The sequence below is a fragment of the Mycolicibacterium chitae genome, assembly GCF_900637205.1.
GTDB classification, from domain to species: domain Bacteria; phylum Actinomycetota; class Actinomycetes; order Mycobacteriales; family Mycobacteriaceae; genus Mycobacterium; species Mycobacterium chitae.
Genome location: NZ_LR134355.1, coordinates 4845162 through 4862088 on the forward strand (window position 1 = coordinate 4845162; position 16927 = coordinate 4862088).

Genomic DNA, 16927 nt, shown 5'->3' on the forward strand with positions numbered 1-16927 from the left:
CGGGGCCATCTTCCGCGCTTCGTCGGGGAGATACAGGTGCCTCACGGCGTCACCACAGCGTTGGCCGCCTCGGCGGTGTCGCGCGGAATCAACGACCATTTGTGCATGATGCCGTACCCCGGTGAGTCGACGAACCCGGCGTAGCTACCGGTCCGGTAGGCGAAGTACTTGTCGGGGTGGTAGAGCGCAACCACCGGCGGTACCTCGTTCAACAGTCGCTGGATCTCGAAGCCGGCCTCACGCCGATCTTCCAACGTGGCGGTCTGCTTCCAGCTGTCGATCTTTTGCTCGAGTTCCGGATATGGATACTCGTCGAGGTTCCAGGAGGAGCCCGAGAACAGGCTCAGCACGTACTGCGTGGGGTCGGCCACGGTGTGGGGCACTCCATCCCGTACCAGCAGGTCGAAGGTCTCCATCTCCTTGCCGGAGGCGGCATGCCGCCCGGCGTCCAGTGGCCTCACCGCGACTGCGAGGCCGACTTCCCCGAGCTGTTCGGCAACCACCTCGGCAGCACGCACCTGCGTCGGTTCGGCGCCGTTCACCTCCACAGTGAGCGCGATGGGGCTGCCGTCGGGACTCTCCCGCAGGCCGTCTCCGTCGACGTCGCGGTAGCCGGCTTCATCGAGGATCGCGCGTGCTCGATTCGGGTCGGTCGGCGTGGAGGCCTCTGGATCTGCCCACGGCGAGTCGGGATGCATCCGTCCCAGCGTCGCCGCGCGGCCACGACCCAACACAACGACCTCGAGCAGCTCCTCCTTGTTCAGCGCCAGTGACACCGCGCTGCGAACCCTGTCATCGGCGAACATCGGTCTCGTGTAGTTCATCCGGAGGTCGACCTGCTCCAGCGGGGTGGTGTTCACGACCTCGACCGTCGGGGAGGCCTCGAACACGTCCAGCAACTCAGGCGGAACCTGACGGGCGGCCACGTCGATCTCACCCGAGCGCAGTGCGGTGAACGTGGCGGAGGGGTCTTCGATGACCGTCATCACCAGCTCGTTGACCCGCGGCGCGCCACCGAAATACTCGTTGAACGCGGTGAACCGGTAGCCGGTGATGGGGTCGTACTCGGCAAGCCGGTAAGGGCCGGTGCCAACCGGCAGCGCGGTGACCTCCTTGACCGTCTCCGGCGGGATCTGCGACCAGATGTGTTTGGGCAGGATCGGGAGATCGGCAAGCGTCACCGTGCCCAGCTCCGGGCACGGGAACGCGCACTCGAAACGGACGGTGTCTGCATCGATCTGGGTCGTCGAGGTGATCTCGGGAATAGTCGTGACGTGGTGGGTCCAGCGTCCGGTGTCGGCCTCTTGGGCATAAGCGAAGGTGAACTCCACATCGGCGGCGGTGAACGGCTCACCGTCATGCCAGGTGACGTCGTCGCGGACGGTGACCTCCCAGGTGCTGGGGTCGACCATGGTGACCTCCGAGGCCAGCCACGGCTGCGGGTCGTCGACGAACGGGGACGGCGCGACGAGCTTGTCGTAGACCAGCTCGCTGATCCATTCCTCGTGCTCGACGAAGATGTTGACCGGGCCGACGTCCAGTGGGATCGCCACGGTGAGCCGGTCGAGCGCCTCCGGGCCTGTGCCGGGTCCTGCGCCCTTATCTGCACATCCGCCCGCCAGGAGCGCCGACACGGCGATCGCCGCGGCCCACCGGCGCTTCATCGCAGACTCCCGGGCAGCAGGGTCGTTGTGACCCAGGGCAGGAATGCGGCCAGGAACCGCGCACTGGCGGGCGCCCGGGTGTGGCCGTAGTGAGCGAGAGGATCGATGGTGCTGACCATCAGCGTGCCTCCTGAGGTCGGTCGGTGCAGGTAGGCGACGGCCGGCCCGTCCGGCGCGGCGAGCAAGATCTCGGCCCCGTCGGGCGCTTCGAGCACACCGTGGTGGTGCAGGGCCTGCGCCGCAGCACCTACCTCAGTGCCCAACCACGCCCCGCCGACGCGGGTCTTTCCGGCCCCGCCGACGGGACGGAAGGTCCAGCGCAGCGAACGCGGCCATCCCCCCTGCTGTTCCCCGAACATCAGCACGATCCCCCCGCGACCCAGCAGCGCTTCGAGCTGCGGAGCCAGTCGGGACAACCGGCGTTTGGGGGTGCCCTCGGGCACCCAGACTGCTGCCGCGTCGTCGATCGAGTTTCCCGTCGCACCCGTGTAGACCACCGCATCGAGATGCGCCCGGTGCCGGGGCTCGGCGAATGTCGCGGTTTCTGCGGCCGATCCGCTGGTCAGCGCAACGAGGCCGGTCATCGGCTGGTGCCCGCGATCCATTGGACCAGCTGCGGCATGATCCGTGCCGCCGTGGTGGTGGTGACACCGTTCGCGATCAGGTTGTTGCCACTGTGCACCAGAACCGTGCCGGCCCCCGCTCTCGCGACGTAGGCGCCCGGTGTCCCGTCGCCTCGCCACGCGATCACCTCGGCTCCCGCGGGTGGACGATGCCAACCGTTGGCGTAGAGAAATGAATGCCCGAGTTCTTCGGGGTCAACACCAGAAAACACGGGGTGGTCGGCGAGTCTCGGCGGTCCCGTCGTGTCCGCTTTGTCTTGGTGCCATTCGAATGTCGTGGCCTCGGGCAGCCAGTCTTCGGCGAGCTGACCGCTGAACACGACGGCGCCACCACGGCCGAGAAGGGCGGCGATGCGCTGTTTCATTCCGGCAAGCAGCAGTTGGTCGGCGCGGCCCGCGATGACGAGACCGGCAAACCCCTCCAGGTCGGCGTCGGGCAAATCGTCCATGTCGACCAGCGTCACCGGCATCGCGTCGAGCGCGGCATCGCGGCCGTCGACCCCGCCCGCGAGGGTCCATAATCGGCCGATCTCATCCCAGTCCGTCTCGGCTCCCTCGCCCTGAGCAGGCGTCGGGTGCACCGCGATGGCTACCTCATGCAGCCTGAGGTAACAAGTCAAGTCAATTCCTTAGGTTAGGCGAGCCATACCTATCCTGTTTAGCACGTGAACAGGCGCCCTGGCCACCCCTTCCTAAGAACGAAAGGTGCTCAGACGCAATAGAACTAGCGCGCACAGACCTCGGACAGGTACCTCGCGTCGAACATGTCATCAATCTGGGTTCGACCGGAAATCGTTGCGGCACAAATCGAACGCCGAAACGAAGAACAAACTGGTGCTCGCCGACAGCAAGGCCGAACCCAAACCTCGCCACTTGCACGGTCAGAGCGCGGAAGGTCGGGCGCCGCGACGCACCATCGATGGGACGGCCGCGGCCCCCGACCAATAACTCACTGCCCCAACAAGTCCAACGCTCGGCGGACAGCTTTCAGCGCTGAATCACATCACCGAACGGTGGCGTCGTAGACCTCCTCGGCCGGGTGACTCAGAAGACGTTGTGCCATATCTTTTTTAAGCCAGACCAGGCGCTCTTCTTCTTCAGGACTGCGCCCTTCTTTTCGTGCCAGCGTGATGAATTCGTCGGCAACCAGCCCGGGACGCAACGTGAGATCGACGGTGCGGCCCCGGTACTTCAGCCGGAAAAGATACTTTCCCTTCGGACTCTGCAGAACATCGTCACCAGCCAGAGCGACGTCGACGTCGTAGCGCCCTCCGGTGACAACCCGGGTGACTATCTCGAATGCGTCACGGCCGCCCGGGCCGGGAAAAGCGGTTTCGATCGAGAGATCACCCCGTTCGGGCGCTTTGCCGTCGTCCAGCAACGGGAAGCCACGCTCCATGACCTTGAACGCATGGGCCACCCCACCCGGAAAGCCGAAGCCGTGGTATCTCAACATCTCACCGAAGGTGAACTGGATTGGCTGGCCACCCTCGGTGACTGTCAGAGGCGCGGTATCAGGGTATGACATGTAATTCCTTCTTGTGTGTCATGGGATTTCACGTTGTCGAACGTCGCTACGCCGACGGCCGACGGCGCGCGGGGAACAGCAGGAACTAAGCAATCGCATCTCCATCCGGCAGGCATGGATTCAGGACGGACGGCCGCGCAGCTCCTTCCCAGGCATGCCCATACCGAACCAACTGCGAGATAGCTCTGCCTCAGAGGTATTATGCCAGACGTGGCCGCCCACGCAGAAGTCGCAGCAGACATTTTCGACACCGTCGGGCGCTTCCGACGCCAAATGCGCCGCTCAGCCGGGCGCGCCTTCGACTCCGCTGGATTACCCGAGTCGCAAGCCGACCTAGTGCGGCTCATCGGCCGACAGCCCGGCATCTCGGTCAGCGCCGCCGCGGCCGAACTGGGCCTGGCGGCCAACACCGCCTCCACGCTGGTCTCAAAGCTGTCCGGTGACGGTCTGGTGCTCCGCGAGGTGGATCCGACGGACCGGCGTGTGGGCCGGCTGCGGCTCAGCACCGACGCGCAGCGCATCGCCGACGAGACCCGCCAAGCCCGGCGCGCAGCCCTGGCGGGGATTCTCGATCAGCTTTCCAACGATGAGATCGACGTGCTTACAGAGGGATTGGCCGTTCTCGGCAAGATGACCAGAATCCTCAACGACGAACAACCTCGATGACTGACGCGCTGGCCATCGACTGCCGCAACCTCACCCACCGCTACGGCGATTTCACCGCCGTCGACGACCTGAGCCTTCAGGTCCGTCGCGGAGAGACTATGGGACTGCTCGGCCCCAACGGGGCGGGTAAGACGACGGCGGTGCGAGTGCTGACCACCCTGACTCCCCCGCAGCACGGCGAGGTGCTGATCTTCGGCCTGGACACCCGGCGCCAGACCATGGACGTCCGCTACAACATCGGCTATGTCCCCCAACAACTCTCGATCGAGTCCGCGCTGACCGGGCGGCAGAACGTCCGGTGGTTCGCTCGCCTGTACGACGTGCCCCGCCGGCACCGCAGCCGTCGCGTCGAGGATGCGCTGGCCGCGATGAACCTCACCGAGGCAGCCGACAAGCCGGCCTCGACATACTCGGGCGGCATGGTCCGTCGTCTCGAACTGGCACAGGCACTGGTCAACCAGCCGTCGCTGCTGATCCTCGACGAACCGACCGTCGGCCTGGATCCCATCGCCCGCGACGACGTTTGGATGCAGGTACAGCAGATGCAAGACGACTACGGCATGACGGTGCTGCTCACCACGCACTACATGGAAGAGGCCGACGCCCTGTGCGACCGCGTCGCACTACTGCATCGGGGTCAGCTGCAGGCGGTCGGCGCCCCCGACGAGCTCAAGGCCACGGTGGGACCGCAGGCCAGCCTCGAGGACGTCTTCCGGCACTACGCGGGCTCGCAGCTCGACGACGACACCTCCAAGCGCGGCCTGCGTGAAATCCGCTCCAGCCGAAGGACCGCCCGACGTGTCAGCTGATTCCCAGCCGGCCCACAACTTGATTCGCGCCCCGCGCGGTTGGCGCCGCCTGCGCGGCTGGGCGAACCGGGTCGGTGCCCTCACCCTCGTCGAGTTGCAGAAACTGAGCCATGACCGCACCGAACTGCTGATCCGCCTGATTCAACCCGCGCTGTGGCTGCTGATCTTCGGGCAGACGTTCTCGCACCTGCGCATCATCGAGACGGGTTCGGTGTCCTACCTGGCGTTCCTGGCGCCTGGAATCATCGCGCAATCCGCGCTGTTCATCTCGATCTTCTACGGCATCCAGCTGGTGTGGGACCGCGACGCGGGCATCCTCGCCAAGCTCATGGTGACCCCGACGCCGGCCGCGGCGCTCATCACCGGCAAGGCAGCCGCCGCTGGGGTGCGCTCGATCGTGCAGGTGATCGGAGTATTGGCCATCGCCTACCTGATGGGCGTCGCGCTGACGACCAATCCGCTGCGCATCCTGGCGGCGATGGGCGTGGTGGTGCTGGGTTCGGCGTTCTTCGCGTGCCTGTCGATGACCCTGGCCGGGCTGGTCCGCAACCGTGACCGGTTGATCGGCATCGGTCAGGCCATCACCTTTCCGCTGTTCTTCGCCTCCAACGCGCTGTACCCGGTGGAGATCATGCCGGAGTGGCTGCGCTGGCTCTCCGCGGTCAATCCGCTGAGCTACGAGGTGAACGCGCTGCGCGGCCTGCTGCTCGGGACGCCGTCGAACATGGTGCTGGACCTGGCCGTCCTGGTGGTCGCCGCGGTCCTGGGCGTCATCGCGGCCTCGGCGCTGCTGCGCCGCCTGGTCCGGTGATTTCGGTGCGCGCGGGCGCGCTCAGCGCAACCCAGCGCACCGAGGTCAGTAGAAACAGTTGACAGATCGTTGGGTTTTCCCAACACTTGGTTGCATGAGTCCGGTTCGACGGGGCGAGGCGCTCCCGATTTACAACCGTCTCGGCGTGCTGCGCGCCGAGCGGCAGATGAGCCGGGCCGACTTGGCGAACCGCATCGGGGTAAACCCGCAGACGGTCGGCGCGCTGGAACGCGGCGACCACTATCCGAGCCTGGACCTGGCGTTTCGGATCTGCGCGGTGTTCGACCTGCCGGTCGAGGCGGTGTTCTCCCGCACCGAGTTCACCCCGCTGTCCGCCGAGGTGTACGGACGCAAGCCCGCAAACTGAGGAGACGACATGCCCGACCAGGCCACCGTCGACAACCGCAATATCCTGCAGCGTTACCAGGACTACCGCACCAGACGCTTCCTCAAATACGAACAGAACTGGGCGACCTCGCTGCCGCGCTGGCGCACCCGCCGGCGACGCCGTTCGTTGGTGCTCGCCGTGGCGCTGTCGTTCCTGGTGATGGCGACGACGGCCGTGCTGTGCGCGGTGGGGTTCAAGACGGCCGCGCTGCTGTGGCTGCCGGCCTGCGCCCTGTTCTTCCCGGCCTGGATCGCCCTGCAGATCGCCTCCGGCCGCCAAGGTGATGCCCCCGAGGCCGCGCTCGACGAGTTCGAGATCGCCCAGCGCAACAGCGCCCGCTCCATCGGCCTGACCCTCACGCAGTATCTGATGCTGATCCCGATCGCCTACCTGCTGATCGGCTCGATCCATGGCCTCGGCCCGGGTGAGGACGTCGCCTACGCCGGCGCCCTGATGGTCCTGACGGTGCTGCTGATCGGCGGCTGCTCCCCCGCGATGATCCTGGCCTGGGTGCGGCCGGATCCCGTCGCCGAGGACTGATCGCCTCGGCCGTGACCGCCGCGGCGCCCCCGATCTGCTAGCCCCGCGTCGGCCTGCACGAACGCGGGTCGTCCCGCCCTTTCGAGGCTGAGAAACACGCCGCAGCGGGTCACAACGCGGTGACGATTCGGCCTCCGGCGTGAATCTCAATCGTTAGTCAACCGCGACCGCGCGCAGCGGTTCGACAGGCGGTTCGTTGGAAATCCCATGGTTCACTTGCGTCACACAGGTAACACATCCTTGTAATTACGACCATGGAGGAGCAGTCGTGAAGTTCGTTCGGAAGTTGCGCGGTACGGCAAAGGAATCCCTGCGCCGGCTGTCAGTCGCCGCCATCGCGGCCGCCGCGCTGCCCGGCCTGCTCGGGGTTGTCGGGGCAACGGCACCGGCAGGGGCGTTCTCGCGTCCGGGACTGCCGGTCGAATACTTGATGGTCCCGTCACCGTCGATGGGGCGCGATATCAAAGTCCAGTTCCAGGGCGGCGGACCGCACGCGGTCTACCTGCTCGACGGTCTGCGGGCCCAGGACGACTTCAACGGCTGGGACATCAACACCCCGGCGTTCGAGTGGTTCCACAACTCCGGGTTGTCGGCCATCATGCCCGTCGGCGGCCAGTCCAGCTTCTACACCGACTGGTACCAGCCGTCGCAGGGCAACGGTCAGGACTACACCTACAAGTGGGAAACGTTCATGACCCAGGAGCTGCCGGCCTGGTTGGCCACCAACCGCGGTATCTCGCAGACCGGCAACGCCGCCGTGGGTCTGTCGATGGCCGGCGCGGCCGCGCTAACCTACGCGATCTGGCATCCGCAGCGGTTTGTCTACGCGGGCTCGATGTCCGGCTTCCTCAACCCGTCCGAGGGGTGGTGGCCGACGCTGATCGGCCTGGCGATGAGCGACGCCGGCGGATTCAATGCCAACAGCATGTGGGGTCCGTCGTCGGATCCGGCCTGGAAGCGCAACGACCCGATGGTCAACATCAACCGCCTGGTCGCCAACAACACCCGCATCTGGATCTACTGCGGCACCGGTAACCCGTCGGACCTCGACGCGGGCACCAACGGCGGTAATCTGCTGGCCGCACAGTTCCTGGAGGGCCTGACGCTGCGGACCAACGTCACGTTCCGCGACAACTACCTGGCCGCCGGTGGCACCAACGGTGTGTTCAACTTCCCGGCCAACGGGACCCACAGCTGGGGCTACTGGGGACAGCAGCTGCAGCAGATGATCCCGGACATGCAGCGGGTGCTCAACGGCGCGCCGCCCGCCGCCTGATCGATGATTCCCCCTGTGGCCCCCGCTCCGGCGGGGGCCACAGTCATTTCCGCCCAAACTCACTTTTGGGCCACAAAGTGCTAGTGCCGTACGGCATTTCGTCGATCTCGCCGACGGGACCTCAACTGTCGCGCAGCCGTTGTCGCAGGCCCGTGGCCCGCACCACTCGTCGCGCGAGGGCCGCGCGGACCTCGGCCTCGGTGCCCACCACCCGCACCTTGGACTTGGCCCGGGTAACCGCGGTGTAGAAGAGCTCACGAGTCAGCAACCGCGAGTCCTCGGACGGTAGCAACACCGTCACCTCGTCGGCCTGACTGCCCTGGCTCTTGTGAATGGTCATGGCGTGCATGGTCTCGACGTCGGCCAGTCGGCTGGTGGCGAAATCCTGGACCTTTTCGGCGCCGGCGATCGCCACCCGCAGCGCACCGTCGGCGAACACGGTCACGCCCATGTCCCCGTTGTACAGGCCCAGCCCGTAGTCATTGGCCGTGACCAGTACCGGGCGGCCCAGATACCAGTCACTCCACAGGGACTCGCCGGTGTGCTCCGAGAGCCAGCGTTCGACCTGGCGGTTCCACTGCCGGATACCGACGGTGCCGTCGCGGTGCGCGCACAGCAGGCGGTGCGCCTCTACGGCGGCGAAGGCGCGCGGCACATCGCCGGCCGCGGCGGCCGCACGGACCTGCAGCGCGTGCGGGACGAGGATCTCCCGCAACCGTTCGGTCGGCGCGTCGGTACAGACGAACTCGACGTGCTCACCGCCGCCCGCCAGGAGCTCCAGCACGCGATCGGCGTCGCCGTCCCGAATGGCGCCGGCCAGCAGACCGATCTGCGCCCCGAAGCGGTGCGCTGTGGTCAGCTCCGCGATCTGGCCGTCGGTCCGCGCGCCCAGGCCCTCCACCAGGTCCGCCAGCACCGCCCCGGCCTCGACCGAGGCCAGCTGGTCCGGGTCGCCCACCAGGATCAGCCGGGTGTCCGGGCGCAGCGCCTCGAGCAGCCGGGCCATCATGGTCAGCGAGACCATCGACGTCTCGTCGACGACGATGAGGTCGTGCGGCAACCGATTGCCGCGGTGGTGCTTGAACCGCGTGGAGCTGTCCATCCGGGCGCCCAGCAGCCGGTGCAGCGTGACCGCCTGCAGCCCGGCCAGCCGCGCGCGATCGGGCCCGCCGAGGTGGCCGATCTCCGCGCGCACCGCTTCCTGCAGCCGCGCGGCGGCCTTACCGGTGGGTGCGGCCAGGGCGATGCGCGGCTGCCGCGCCCCGGCCCGCTCGGCCTGCTCGGCGACCAGGGCCAGCAGCCCGGCGATGGTCGTGGTCTTGCCGGTGCCGGGGCCGCCGGTGAGCACGGTGATCCACTGCGACAACGCGATTCGCACCGCCTGGCGCTGCTCCTCGGAGCCGGGCCGGTGGAACACCCGGTCCAGCCCGTCGGCCAGCACCGCCTCGTCGACCGGCGGCGGGAGAGGTCGGGCCGCCACCAGATCGGCGCACACCTGCTCCTCCTCGCGCCAGTAGCGGTCCAGGTACAGCAGCCGCTCTTGCTCGAGGTGCAGCACGGTGTGCTTGGTGAGCAGCGGGCTGCGCCGCAGGTCGGCCAGCCACGCCTCGGGGTCCGGCCACGCCAGCTCGGGCTGCTCGCCGTCGTCGAGGTCGTCGGCCACGCTGCGCAGGTCCACGCACACCGAACCGAACCGCAGCGCGCGCACCGCCAGCGCGACGGCCAACGCGACGGCTTCGCTGCTCTCCTCGGCCTGCATCGTCAGGCGGGTGGCCACGTGGACATCCGCGGAGTCGAGCACACCGGCCTCGTTGAACGCGCGCAGCAGTCCGCCGGCGTTCACCGCGCGCCGCCAGTGCAGCGCGTCGTCGGGCACGGGCACGGGCACCGTCATCGCGGCACCGCCGCACCATCGAGGAGATCGGACAGAGCCAGTACCAACGACACCGGCGGCCGCCAGCTGAACACACCGGCGCGGTGACCGTCGACCACCGGGGTCGACGCGCCGCACATACCGCGCAGGAACAGGTACAGCACCCCACCGAAGTGCTGTTCGGGCTGGTAGTCGGGCAGCCGCCAGCGCAGGAAGCGGTGCAGCACAACGCTGTACAGCAGCGCCTGCAGCACATAGTCGGAGTGCAGCATGGCCGCGGCCAGCTGGGGATGGCCGTAGTCGGCGGCCACCGGACGCGCGCCCTCGCCCAGCCGGTTGGTCTTGTAGTCGACGACCACGAACCGGTGCCCGACGACCGGGTCCGGGATGCGCAGTACCGCGTCGATGGAGCCCGACAGATAACCGCGCAGGGTGGCCGCGGACAGGGCCGGGGCGCGCAACTGCTCGGCGTAGCCGCGCAACGGGTCCTCCGGGCTCAGTTGCGCCTCCAGCAGGTCGCCCACCTGGGCCAGCGTGACGGTGGTCAGCTCATCGGTGAGATCCCCTCCGGTCAACGGGATTTCGAAATCCAGCTCACGCAGGCGATCGTGCAGGCCGATGTCGCGCAGCCGCAGATCGGCCGCGAGCGGCCCCAGCGGGGTGTCGTGCAGGGGCACCAGCGCCGCGGCGATGTCGGCGACCTCCGCGTCGACCGGCCACCAGGCGAAGTGCCGGGCGACGTGGTCGGCCAACTCCTTCTCGAGATCGGCCGCGAACGGATCGGCGGTCTCGAGCACCGCGTGCACCAGCGAACCGAAGGTCGCACCCCCGGGAAGCTCGGCCATCGGCGACAAAATCCCGTCGGTCACCGGGTTTTCCGACGACGAGCCCACCGCGCCGTCGACCTCGTCGTCCTTGCCGGCCACCTCCGGTTCGCTGCCCACCCCGGTCGGGGCCTCGTGCGAGGCCCGCACCAGTGCCGAGTACGACGTCCGCCGCCAGGTCAGATCGACGTGCCGGTCAAATGTCCTGACCGCCAGGCCCGCCGGCGGATCCGGCGGGCGCAGCGGCGACGCGGCGGCGATGACCGCCTCCTCGACGACCGGGCCACCGGCGTCCTGCCACGCCGTGAACAGGCGCCGCGCCGCGTCGTCGGTGATGCCGGCCTCGCATTTGTCCGGCACGATCGGTGCACCGGGCCGACGCCCGCGCAGCAGCCGGGACAGCCCGCCGTTGACCTCGTTCCACGACGGCGCCCACCACGCCACCACCTGTCCCTTGGCCCGGGTCAGCGCCACGTAAGCCAGGCGCAGCACCTCGCCGGCGGATTCCGCGGCGGCGCGCTGCGCGGCCTCGGCGTAACCCGGGCTGCCGGGACCGCCGATGTGCAGGCACCGATGTCCCTCCTCGTCGTGGAACAGCACCCGGTCGTCGGCCTTGATGTGGCGGTCGAACATGAAGGGCAGATAGACCACCGGGAACTCGAGACCCTTGCTGCCCCAGTACGTCATGATCTGGACCGCGGCGGTCTCGCTGTCCAGCCGGCGGTTGCGTTCCGCGCCGGTGTCGGCCGCCCGCTGCCCGCGCAGCAGTTCGGCCAGCGCGGGCAGCGACAGGTTCTCCCGGTGCGCGGCCGCCTGCAGGAGATCGGCCAGATGCGTCAGATCGGTCATCAGCCGCGCGCCGCCCGGACCGGCCAGCACGCGGCGTCCCATCCCGGCCAGGTTGGCCGATTCGAAGACCGCCGCGACGCCCAGCCGGCGGACCCGATCGGCCCAGTCCCGCAACGTTTCCGCGATGCGGTCGGTCAGCGCGTCGCCACCGGCGGCCAGGCTGCTACCCGTCTCGCCGAAGAAGCTGGTCAACGCCGCGGCGCGGACCAACGCCGGACGGTGGGTCTGCTCCATGGCCTCGATCAGGCACAGCCAGTCGGCGGCCGCCTCGGAACCGAACACGTCGGCGTCCCCCGAGTACACCGAGGAGATGCCCAGCGCGGCCAGCGCCTCCCGACACGGCGCGGCGTCCCACCGGTTCTGCACGATCACCGCGACGTCGCGGGCCGTCACCCGCTCGCCGTCGAAAGTCGTTTCGTGGCTGAGCAATCCGGCGATGTCGGCGGCCAGGTCCTTGGCGATGTACGGGCGCAGGTCGCCGATCGGGATGGTGTCGTCGTCCTGTTTGCGGAATTGCGGACGGCCGACGACCCGCAGCCGGAACGGGTCGTTGCGCGGGGCGCCGGCGAGCCGCTGCGTCTGGTGGTGGGCGCTGACGTCCCCGACGACGATGTCCGCATCGCCGAGTTGCGCACAGCGCAGCACCGCGTGCACGGCGTCGACGAGGGGTTTGTCGCTGCGCCAGTTGGTGTCCAGCGTGCGGCGCTCGCCCGCACTGTGGGCCGCGGCCAGATAGGTGACGATGTCGCCGCCGCGGAACGCATAGATGGCCTGCTTCGGATCGCCGATCAGCACCAGGGTGCTGGCACCGGCGAACGCCCGCTCGATCACCTGCCACTGGATCGGGTCGGTGTCCTGGAACTCGTCGACGAGCACGATGCGCCAGCGCCGCCGCATCCGGGACCGCGCGGGCGCGTCATCGGCGCGCAGGGCCTCGGCCAGCCGGCTGAGCAGATCGTCGTAGCCCTGGACCCGCAGCCGACGCTTGCGGGGTTCGATCTCGTCGAGGACGCGGCGCACGAAGTCCAGCCGGACCGCGGCGTCGCTGTCCGGTGCCGCCTCGACGGGACGGACCTCCGTCCCCGGGTTCCCGACGGCGGCGCGGGCCAGCTCGAGCGCCTCCTCCCGGGTCATCGGCGGGAGCGTCTTCTGCTGACCGAAATGCGACAGGTAGACGTCGTCGACGATCTCGGCGATCAGGTCATCCAGCGAATCCACCAGCTGCACATCGGGATCGCCGTCGCCGGCCACGCCCAGCGATTTGAGGACGATCTGGCAGAACTGGTGGGTGGTGGCGATGGTCGCGGAATCGAAGTCCGCCAAGGCATGCCGCAGCCGCCGGGCCCGGGCGGCGAGTTCGTCCGGCGCGGCGGCCAGCAGATGGGCGATGAGGTCGTTGGCGGGCGCGGCGCCGGGCGGGGCGTCGAACGCCTCGACGGCCTCCACCAGCTGCGCCCGGATTCGCTCCCGCAGTTCCCGGGTGGCGGCGCGGCTGAACGTGATCAGCAGCATCTCGTCCAGGGTCGCGACGTCCTCGGCGAGGTAGCGGGTGACCAGCGCCGCCAGGGCGAACGTCTTCCCGGTGCCGGCGCTGGCCTCCAACACCGTGGTGGAGTTGCCGGCGGGTAGCGGCCCGAACAGGTCGAAGGGCTTCATCGGCCCACCCGCTGTTCGGCGGCCAGCAGCGGGGACCAGACCCGGCGGGCCAGGGCGCCGAGCCGGGTGGTCTCCCCGGCGAACTCCTCGCCCGGTGCGGGCGGACCCAGCAGCACGTCCAGCGGGGCCCGCGAGCCCCAGGCCCGGGCGTGCGCCGCGGCGTCGTCGTCGCCGGGGTACCGGCCGGACTTCCACGCGTACAGGGCCGCGCGGTTCGGGTCGGACCCGTTGTGGCGGGCGGCGGCCCACGCGTAGGACGTCTTCAGCGGCAACGGAACCGGCTCGCAGCGACCCGCGTCGTAGATGGCCACCAGCTGGGCCAGGAGCGCCTGCGCGGGCCGCTCGGGCCGGCCGAACGCCCGCACGGCGACGCCGTTGCCGCCGCGGCGGCCGATGCAGATCGCGGTCCAGTCCTCCTCCGGCGCGGCGGCGACCAGCGCCAGCAACCGGATCCAGGCCTGCAGAACGTGTTTGGCCGCCAGGGTCGAATAGGTGACCGACACGTAGCGCTCGGCGTACACCGGGTTCACCGTGCCCGTCAGCCGCCGACCCGCGCCCAGGTCCAGATCGACGTCGACGGCCCGCGGGTCACCGGACCGGTACTCGAAGGCGGTGGCGGCCAGCCGTTTCGCGAGTTCCTGGGTGCGCTGCGCCTTGCGCCACCCCAGCTGGCCGGGCGGCAGGCGACCGCGGCGCCACTCGGCGTGCAGGGCCCAGTCCGGATCCCGGCCGCGCAGCAGGTCGTCGAGCATCCGGTCGCCGACGGCCCACGACGCCAGCTGGTCGATCTCCACCGGGATCGCGTCCTCGACGGCGTCGGCGTCGAACGGCAACGCCACCGAGAAGTTTCTAAAGAAACCCTTGACCGGGTCGTTGAAGAAGCTCAACAGGTCCTCGAGCGCGACGTCGCCGGGTTCGGGTGCGGCCAGCGGTGCCGACAGGAACCCGGTCGCCGGCTCGGTCGCCGGGGCGCGGGCGGCCTCGGCGGCGACCAGCGCCGTGGGATCGAAGGTGAACGGCGTCGGCTCGCCCAGCGCGCCGGGGGTCACGTTGCGGCTGTCGAACGGCTGCAGCGGGTGGTCCACCAGCACGTGCTTGCGCACCGGCGCCGGCGTCGTGCGGTCCAGGGCGTCGAGGATCTCGGCCAGCGGCACGCACGGTGGCCGGGACTGCCCGGTGTACTCGTCGGCCCCGGTGTAGGTGATCACCAACTTCTCCCCCGCCGCGCTGATGGCGTCCAGCAGGAGCTGGCGGTCCTCGGACCGGATGTCGCGTTCGCCCACCACGGGATCGCGGGCCAGCACGTCGTCGCCGTCGGGCGCACCGACCCGGGGGAACACCCCGTCGTCGAGCCCCACCAGACACACCACGCGATGGGGCACCGAGCGCATGGGCACCATGGTGCACACCGTCAGGCCGCCGCTGCGGAAGTTCGCCCGGGTCGGCCGGCCGGCCAGCCGGCGCTTCAGCAGCGAACGGATATCGTTGAGCCGCAGCAGGATCGACGCCTGCGGTCCGGCGTCGGCGACGATGTCGGCGAACTCGCTGTGCAGCTGACCCGACTGCCAGCCGTCAGCCGCGCCGACGCGGGTGAGCCGGCCCACCCCGTCGGTGAGCAGACCCAGCCACTCGGCCAGGGTCCGCGTCCCGGTCAGCGCGTCCACCGTCCACTGCAGCCGGTCGACGAATTCGGCGAAGCGCCCGGCAAGTTCGACGCGGTTGCTGCCCACGTCGTCGAGCGGCAGGGTGATGCCCAGCCAGTCCTGGGAGTCGTCGGACATGGCGACCCCGCACAGCACCCGGTCCACGCCGAAGCGCCAGGTGTTGTGCACGAACGCGCCGACCCCGAACGGTTCCCGGTGCGCCTGATCGAACCCCCACCGGATGCCGGAGTCGCGCACCCACTCGGTGATGGTGTCCAGGTCGTCGTCCGTGAAGCCGAACCGGGCGCGCACCGGCGCGGCCGCGGCGAGGTTGAGCACCTCGCCGGCGGTGGCGCGCCCGCCGACCAGATCCAGCAGGCTCGCGGTTACCGCCAGCAGGGGGTTGGTCTGCACCGGGGAGCGGTCGGCCAACCGGACCCGGAGGCGGTGCGCCGGGTGGCCGGTCCCGTCTGACCCCGCGCCGGCGTCACCGAGGCCGAAGCCCGCCACGATCAGCGGCGCAAACGTGTCGATGTCGGGGCACATCACCAGGATGTCGCGGGGTTCCAGCGTCGGGTCCTCGGCGAGCGCACCCAACAACACATCCCGCAGCACATCGATCTGGCGGGCCGGTCCGTGACAGCCGTGCACCCGCACCGAACGGTCATCGGCGCAGAAGGTCCGGCCCTCCGGGCGCACCGCATCGGCCGCCAGATCCGACTGCAGCCAACCCAGGAGCGTATCGGGTTTGGTTGCGCCGCCGAGGAACCCGTCGTCGACCGCGGTCTCGGGCAACGACTGCTGCAGCTCCCGGACATCGCGGCCGAGAGTGAGCAGCAGCGGGTGGCCGGTCTCGACGAGATCCACGTCGCCGCGGCGTACCCGCCCGGTGCGGCGCCCGGCCAGCGTGGCCCACAGGGCGTCGCTGGGATGCGGAATCCACAGGTGCACGTCGTGGTGGGTAGATACGGCGTCCAACAGCTCGAGGTCGGTCGCCGCCAGCCGGGTCTGACCGAACAGCGAGAGCCGCGGCGGCAGCGCCGCGGGCCGCTCCCGCAGCGCGGCCAGCGTTTGTTCGTGGCGCACGTGCGGCGGGTCGGCCGGCACGCGGCGCACCAGCTGGCGCCACAGCTCCGGCTGCCAGGTGAGGTCACCATCCAGGGCGGCGCCCAGGCCATCGGTGTCCGCGCCGTTGCACCAGTCGATGAGCAGCTGCGGGCGCTGGGCGGCGTAGGACGCGAACAGGCCCGCCAGCCGGCGCGCCACGGCGTATCGGCGGCCCAGCCGCAGCTCGGCCTCCTCCCCGCTGCGCCCGTGCCCGAGGTGCTCGGCCAGCGGCCGACACCAGGGTTCCTCGGCCGCGGCGTCGACGACCTCCAGCAGCGGCCAGACCATGCTGTCCGGGGACCACGGGTCGGCCTCGGCGGTGCCGGTGAGCTCGGCGATCAGCGAGCGCGGGGAGCGGAAGGACACCCCGGCGCACACGCCGTCGGCGTCGCGCCCCCGCGCTGGCTCGTTCCCGCCGCCCCGCCCCAACACATGCGAAAGCCGCTGCGACAACCACCGTTCCACCCCGCGCGCGGGCACCAGCACCAGTTCCTCGGCGAACGGATCGGCCAACGGCGTGGCCAACAGCCGGCCGAGCCCGTCGGCGAGCAGATCCGTGCGTTCGGCACGGTGCAGGTGGAGCGCCATCGCAGCCCAATGTAGAGCCTGGCGCCGACAGCGGGGCGGGGCCGCCCGGATCCGGCAGGACCGCAGAATCCGGCAGCCGGCG

The 16927-nt window shown here is 69.5% G+C and carries 13 protein-coding genes; 6 read left to right on the plus strand and 7 right to left on the minus strand.

The features are described from left to right. Nucleotides 1-41 precede the first annotated feature (41 nt). From EL338_RS23210 to EL338_RS23225, 4 genes are all read right to left on the minus strand, one after another. On the minus strand, nt 42-1664 hold the full coding sequence (locus tag EL338_RS23210) for an ABC transporter substrate-binding protein (protein ID WP_126335887.1): 1623 nt from the start codon (nt 1662-1664) through the stop codon (nt 42-44). Continuing rightward, nucleotides 1661-2248, minus strand: coding sequence for a hypothetical protein (locus EL338_RS23215; RefSeq protein ID WP_126335888.1), 588 nt, complete (start codon nt 2246-2248; stop codon nt 1661-1663). The genes EL338_RS23210 and EL338_RS23215 overlap by 4 nt, the downstream gene beginning before the upstream one ends. Further along, nucleotides 2245-2907: a hypothetical protein gene (locus EL338_RS23220; protein ID WP_126335889.1), complete on the minus strand. Its 663-nt coding sequence runs from the start codon at nt 2905-2907 to the stop codon at nt 2245-2247. The genes EL338_RS23215 and EL338_RS23220 overlap by 4 nt, the downstream gene beginning before the upstream one ends. Before the next feature lie 383 nt (nt 2908-3290). Continuing rightward, nucleotides 3291-3815 (minus strand): hypothetical protein, encoded by a 525-nt coding sequence (locus EL338_RS23225; RefSeq protein ID WP_126335890.1) that lies wholly within the window; start codon nt 3813-3815, stop codon nt 3291-3293. Nucleotides 3816-4016: 201 nt separating this feature from the next. Between EL338_RS23225 and EL338_RS23230 the strand changes: the two genes are divergently transcribed. From EL338_RS23230 to EL338_RS23255, 6 genes are all read left to right on the plus strand, one after another. After that, a complete protein-coding gene (locus tag EL338_RS23230; protein WP_126335891.1) occupies nt 4017-4481 on the plus strand; it encodes a MarR family winged helix-turn-helix transcriptional regulator in 465 nt (154 codons plus the stop codon). Further along, nucleotides 4478-5290, plus strand: a complete 813-nt coding sequence (locus tag EL338_RS23235; RefSeq protein WP_126335892.1) for an ATP-binding cassette domain-containing protein — start codon at nt 4478-4480, stop codon at nt 5288-5290. Before EL338_RS23230 ends, EL338_RS23235 begins: the two co-directional genes overlap by 4 nt. After that, nucleotides 5280-6101 carry an ABC transporter permease gene (locus EL338_RS23240; RefSeq protein WP_126335893.1) on the plus strand — a complete coding sequence of 274 codons (822 nt, stop codon included), beginning with the start codon at nt 5280-5282 and terminating at the stop codon, nt 6099-6101. Before EL338_RS23235 ends, EL338_RS23240 begins: the two co-directional genes overlap by 11 nt. A 94-nt stretch (nt 6102-6195) precedes the next feature. Beyond that, the gene (locus EL338_RS23245) at nt 6196-6468 is read left to right on the plus strand and encodes a helix-turn-helix transcriptional regulator (protein WP_126335894.1); all 273 of its coding nucleotides are present in this window, start codon (nt 6196-6198) and stop codon (nt 6466-6468) included. A gap of 9 nt (nt 6469-6477) precedes the next feature. Continuing rightward, entirely contained in the window at nt 6478-7029 is a 552-nt protein-coding gene (locus EL338_RS23250) for a hypothetical protein (RefSeq protein WP_126335895.1), read from the plus strand. Between the two features lie 268 nt (nt 7030-7297). After that, nucleotides 7298-8305: an esterase family protein gene (locus tag EL338_RS23255; protein WP_126335896.1), complete on the plus strand. Its 1008-nt coding sequence runs from the start codon at nt 7298-7300 to the stop codon at nt 8303-8305. 121 nt (nt 8306-8426) lie between these two features. Here EL338_RS23255 and recD read toward each other — a convergent pair whose 3' ends face one another. From recD to recC, 3 genes are read right to left on the minus strand one after another with little or no spacing between them, the layout of a single operon-like run. Continuing rightward, nucleotides 8427-10199 carry an exodeoxyribonuclease V subunit alpha gene (gene recD / locus EL338_RS23260; protein ID WP_126335897.1) on the minus strand — a complete coding sequence of 591 codons (1773 nt, stop codon included), beginning with the start codon at nt 10197-10199 and terminating at the stop codon, nt 8427-8429. After that, on the minus strand, nt 10196-13507 hold the full coding sequence (locus EL338_RS23265; RefSeq protein WP_126335898.1) for a UvrD-helicase domain-containing protein: 3312 nt from the start codon (nt 13505-13507) through the stop codon (nt 10196-10198). The genes recD and EL338_RS23265 overlap by 4 nt, the downstream gene beginning before the upstream one ends. Continuing rightward, nucleotides 13504-16845, minus strand: coding sequence for an exodeoxyribonuclease V subunit gamma (gene recC / locus EL338_RS23270; protein ID WP_126335899.1), 3342 nt, complete (start codon nt 16843-16845; stop codon nt 13504-13506). Before recC ends, EL338_RS23265 begins: the two co-directional genes overlap by 4 nt. Nucleotides 16846-16927 lie beyond the last annotated feature (82 nt).

Bases quoted from the DNA above. Each gene is read 5' to 3' on its own strand.
- EL338_RS23210 (WP_126335887.1), bottom strand. From the start codon at position 1,664: ATGAAGCGCCGGTGGGCCGCGGCGATCGCCGTGTCGGCGCTCCTGGCG.
- EL338_RS23215 (WP_126335888.1), bottom strand. From the start codon at position 2,248: ATGACCGGCCTCGTTGCGCTGACCAGCGGATCGGCCGCAGAAACCGCG.
- EL338_RS23225 (WP_126335890.1), bottom strand. From the start codon at position 3,815: ATGTCATACCCTGATACCGCGCCTCTGACAGTCACCGAGGGTGGCCAG.
- EL338_RS23230 (WP_126335891.1), top strand. From the start codon at position 4,017: ATGCCAGACGTGGCCGCCCACGCAGAAGTCGCAGCAGACATTTTCGAC.
- EL338_RS23235 (WP_126335892.1), top strand. From the start codon at position 4,478: ATGACTGACGCGCTGGCCATCGACTGCCGCAACCTCACCCACCGCTAC.
- EL338_RS23245 (WP_126335894.1), top strand. From the start codon at position 6,196: ATGAGTCCGGTTCGACGGGGCGAGGCGCTCCCGATTTACAACCGTCTC.
- EL338_RS23250 (WP_126335895.1), top strand. From the start codon at position 6,478: ATGCCCGACCAGGCCACCGTCGACAACCGCAATATCCTGCAGCGTTAC.
- recD (WP_126335897.1), bottom strand. From the start codon at position 10,199: ATGACGGTGCCCGTGCCCGTGCCCGACGACGCGCTGCACTGGCGGCGC.
- EL338_RS23265 (WP_126335898.1), bottom strand. From the start codon at position 13,507: ATGAAGCCCTTCGACCTGTTCGGGCCGCTACCCGCCGGCAACTCCACC.
- recC (WP_126335899.1), bottom strand. From the start codon at position 16,845: ATGGCGCTCCACCTGCACCGTGCCGAACGCACGGATCTGCTCGCCGAC.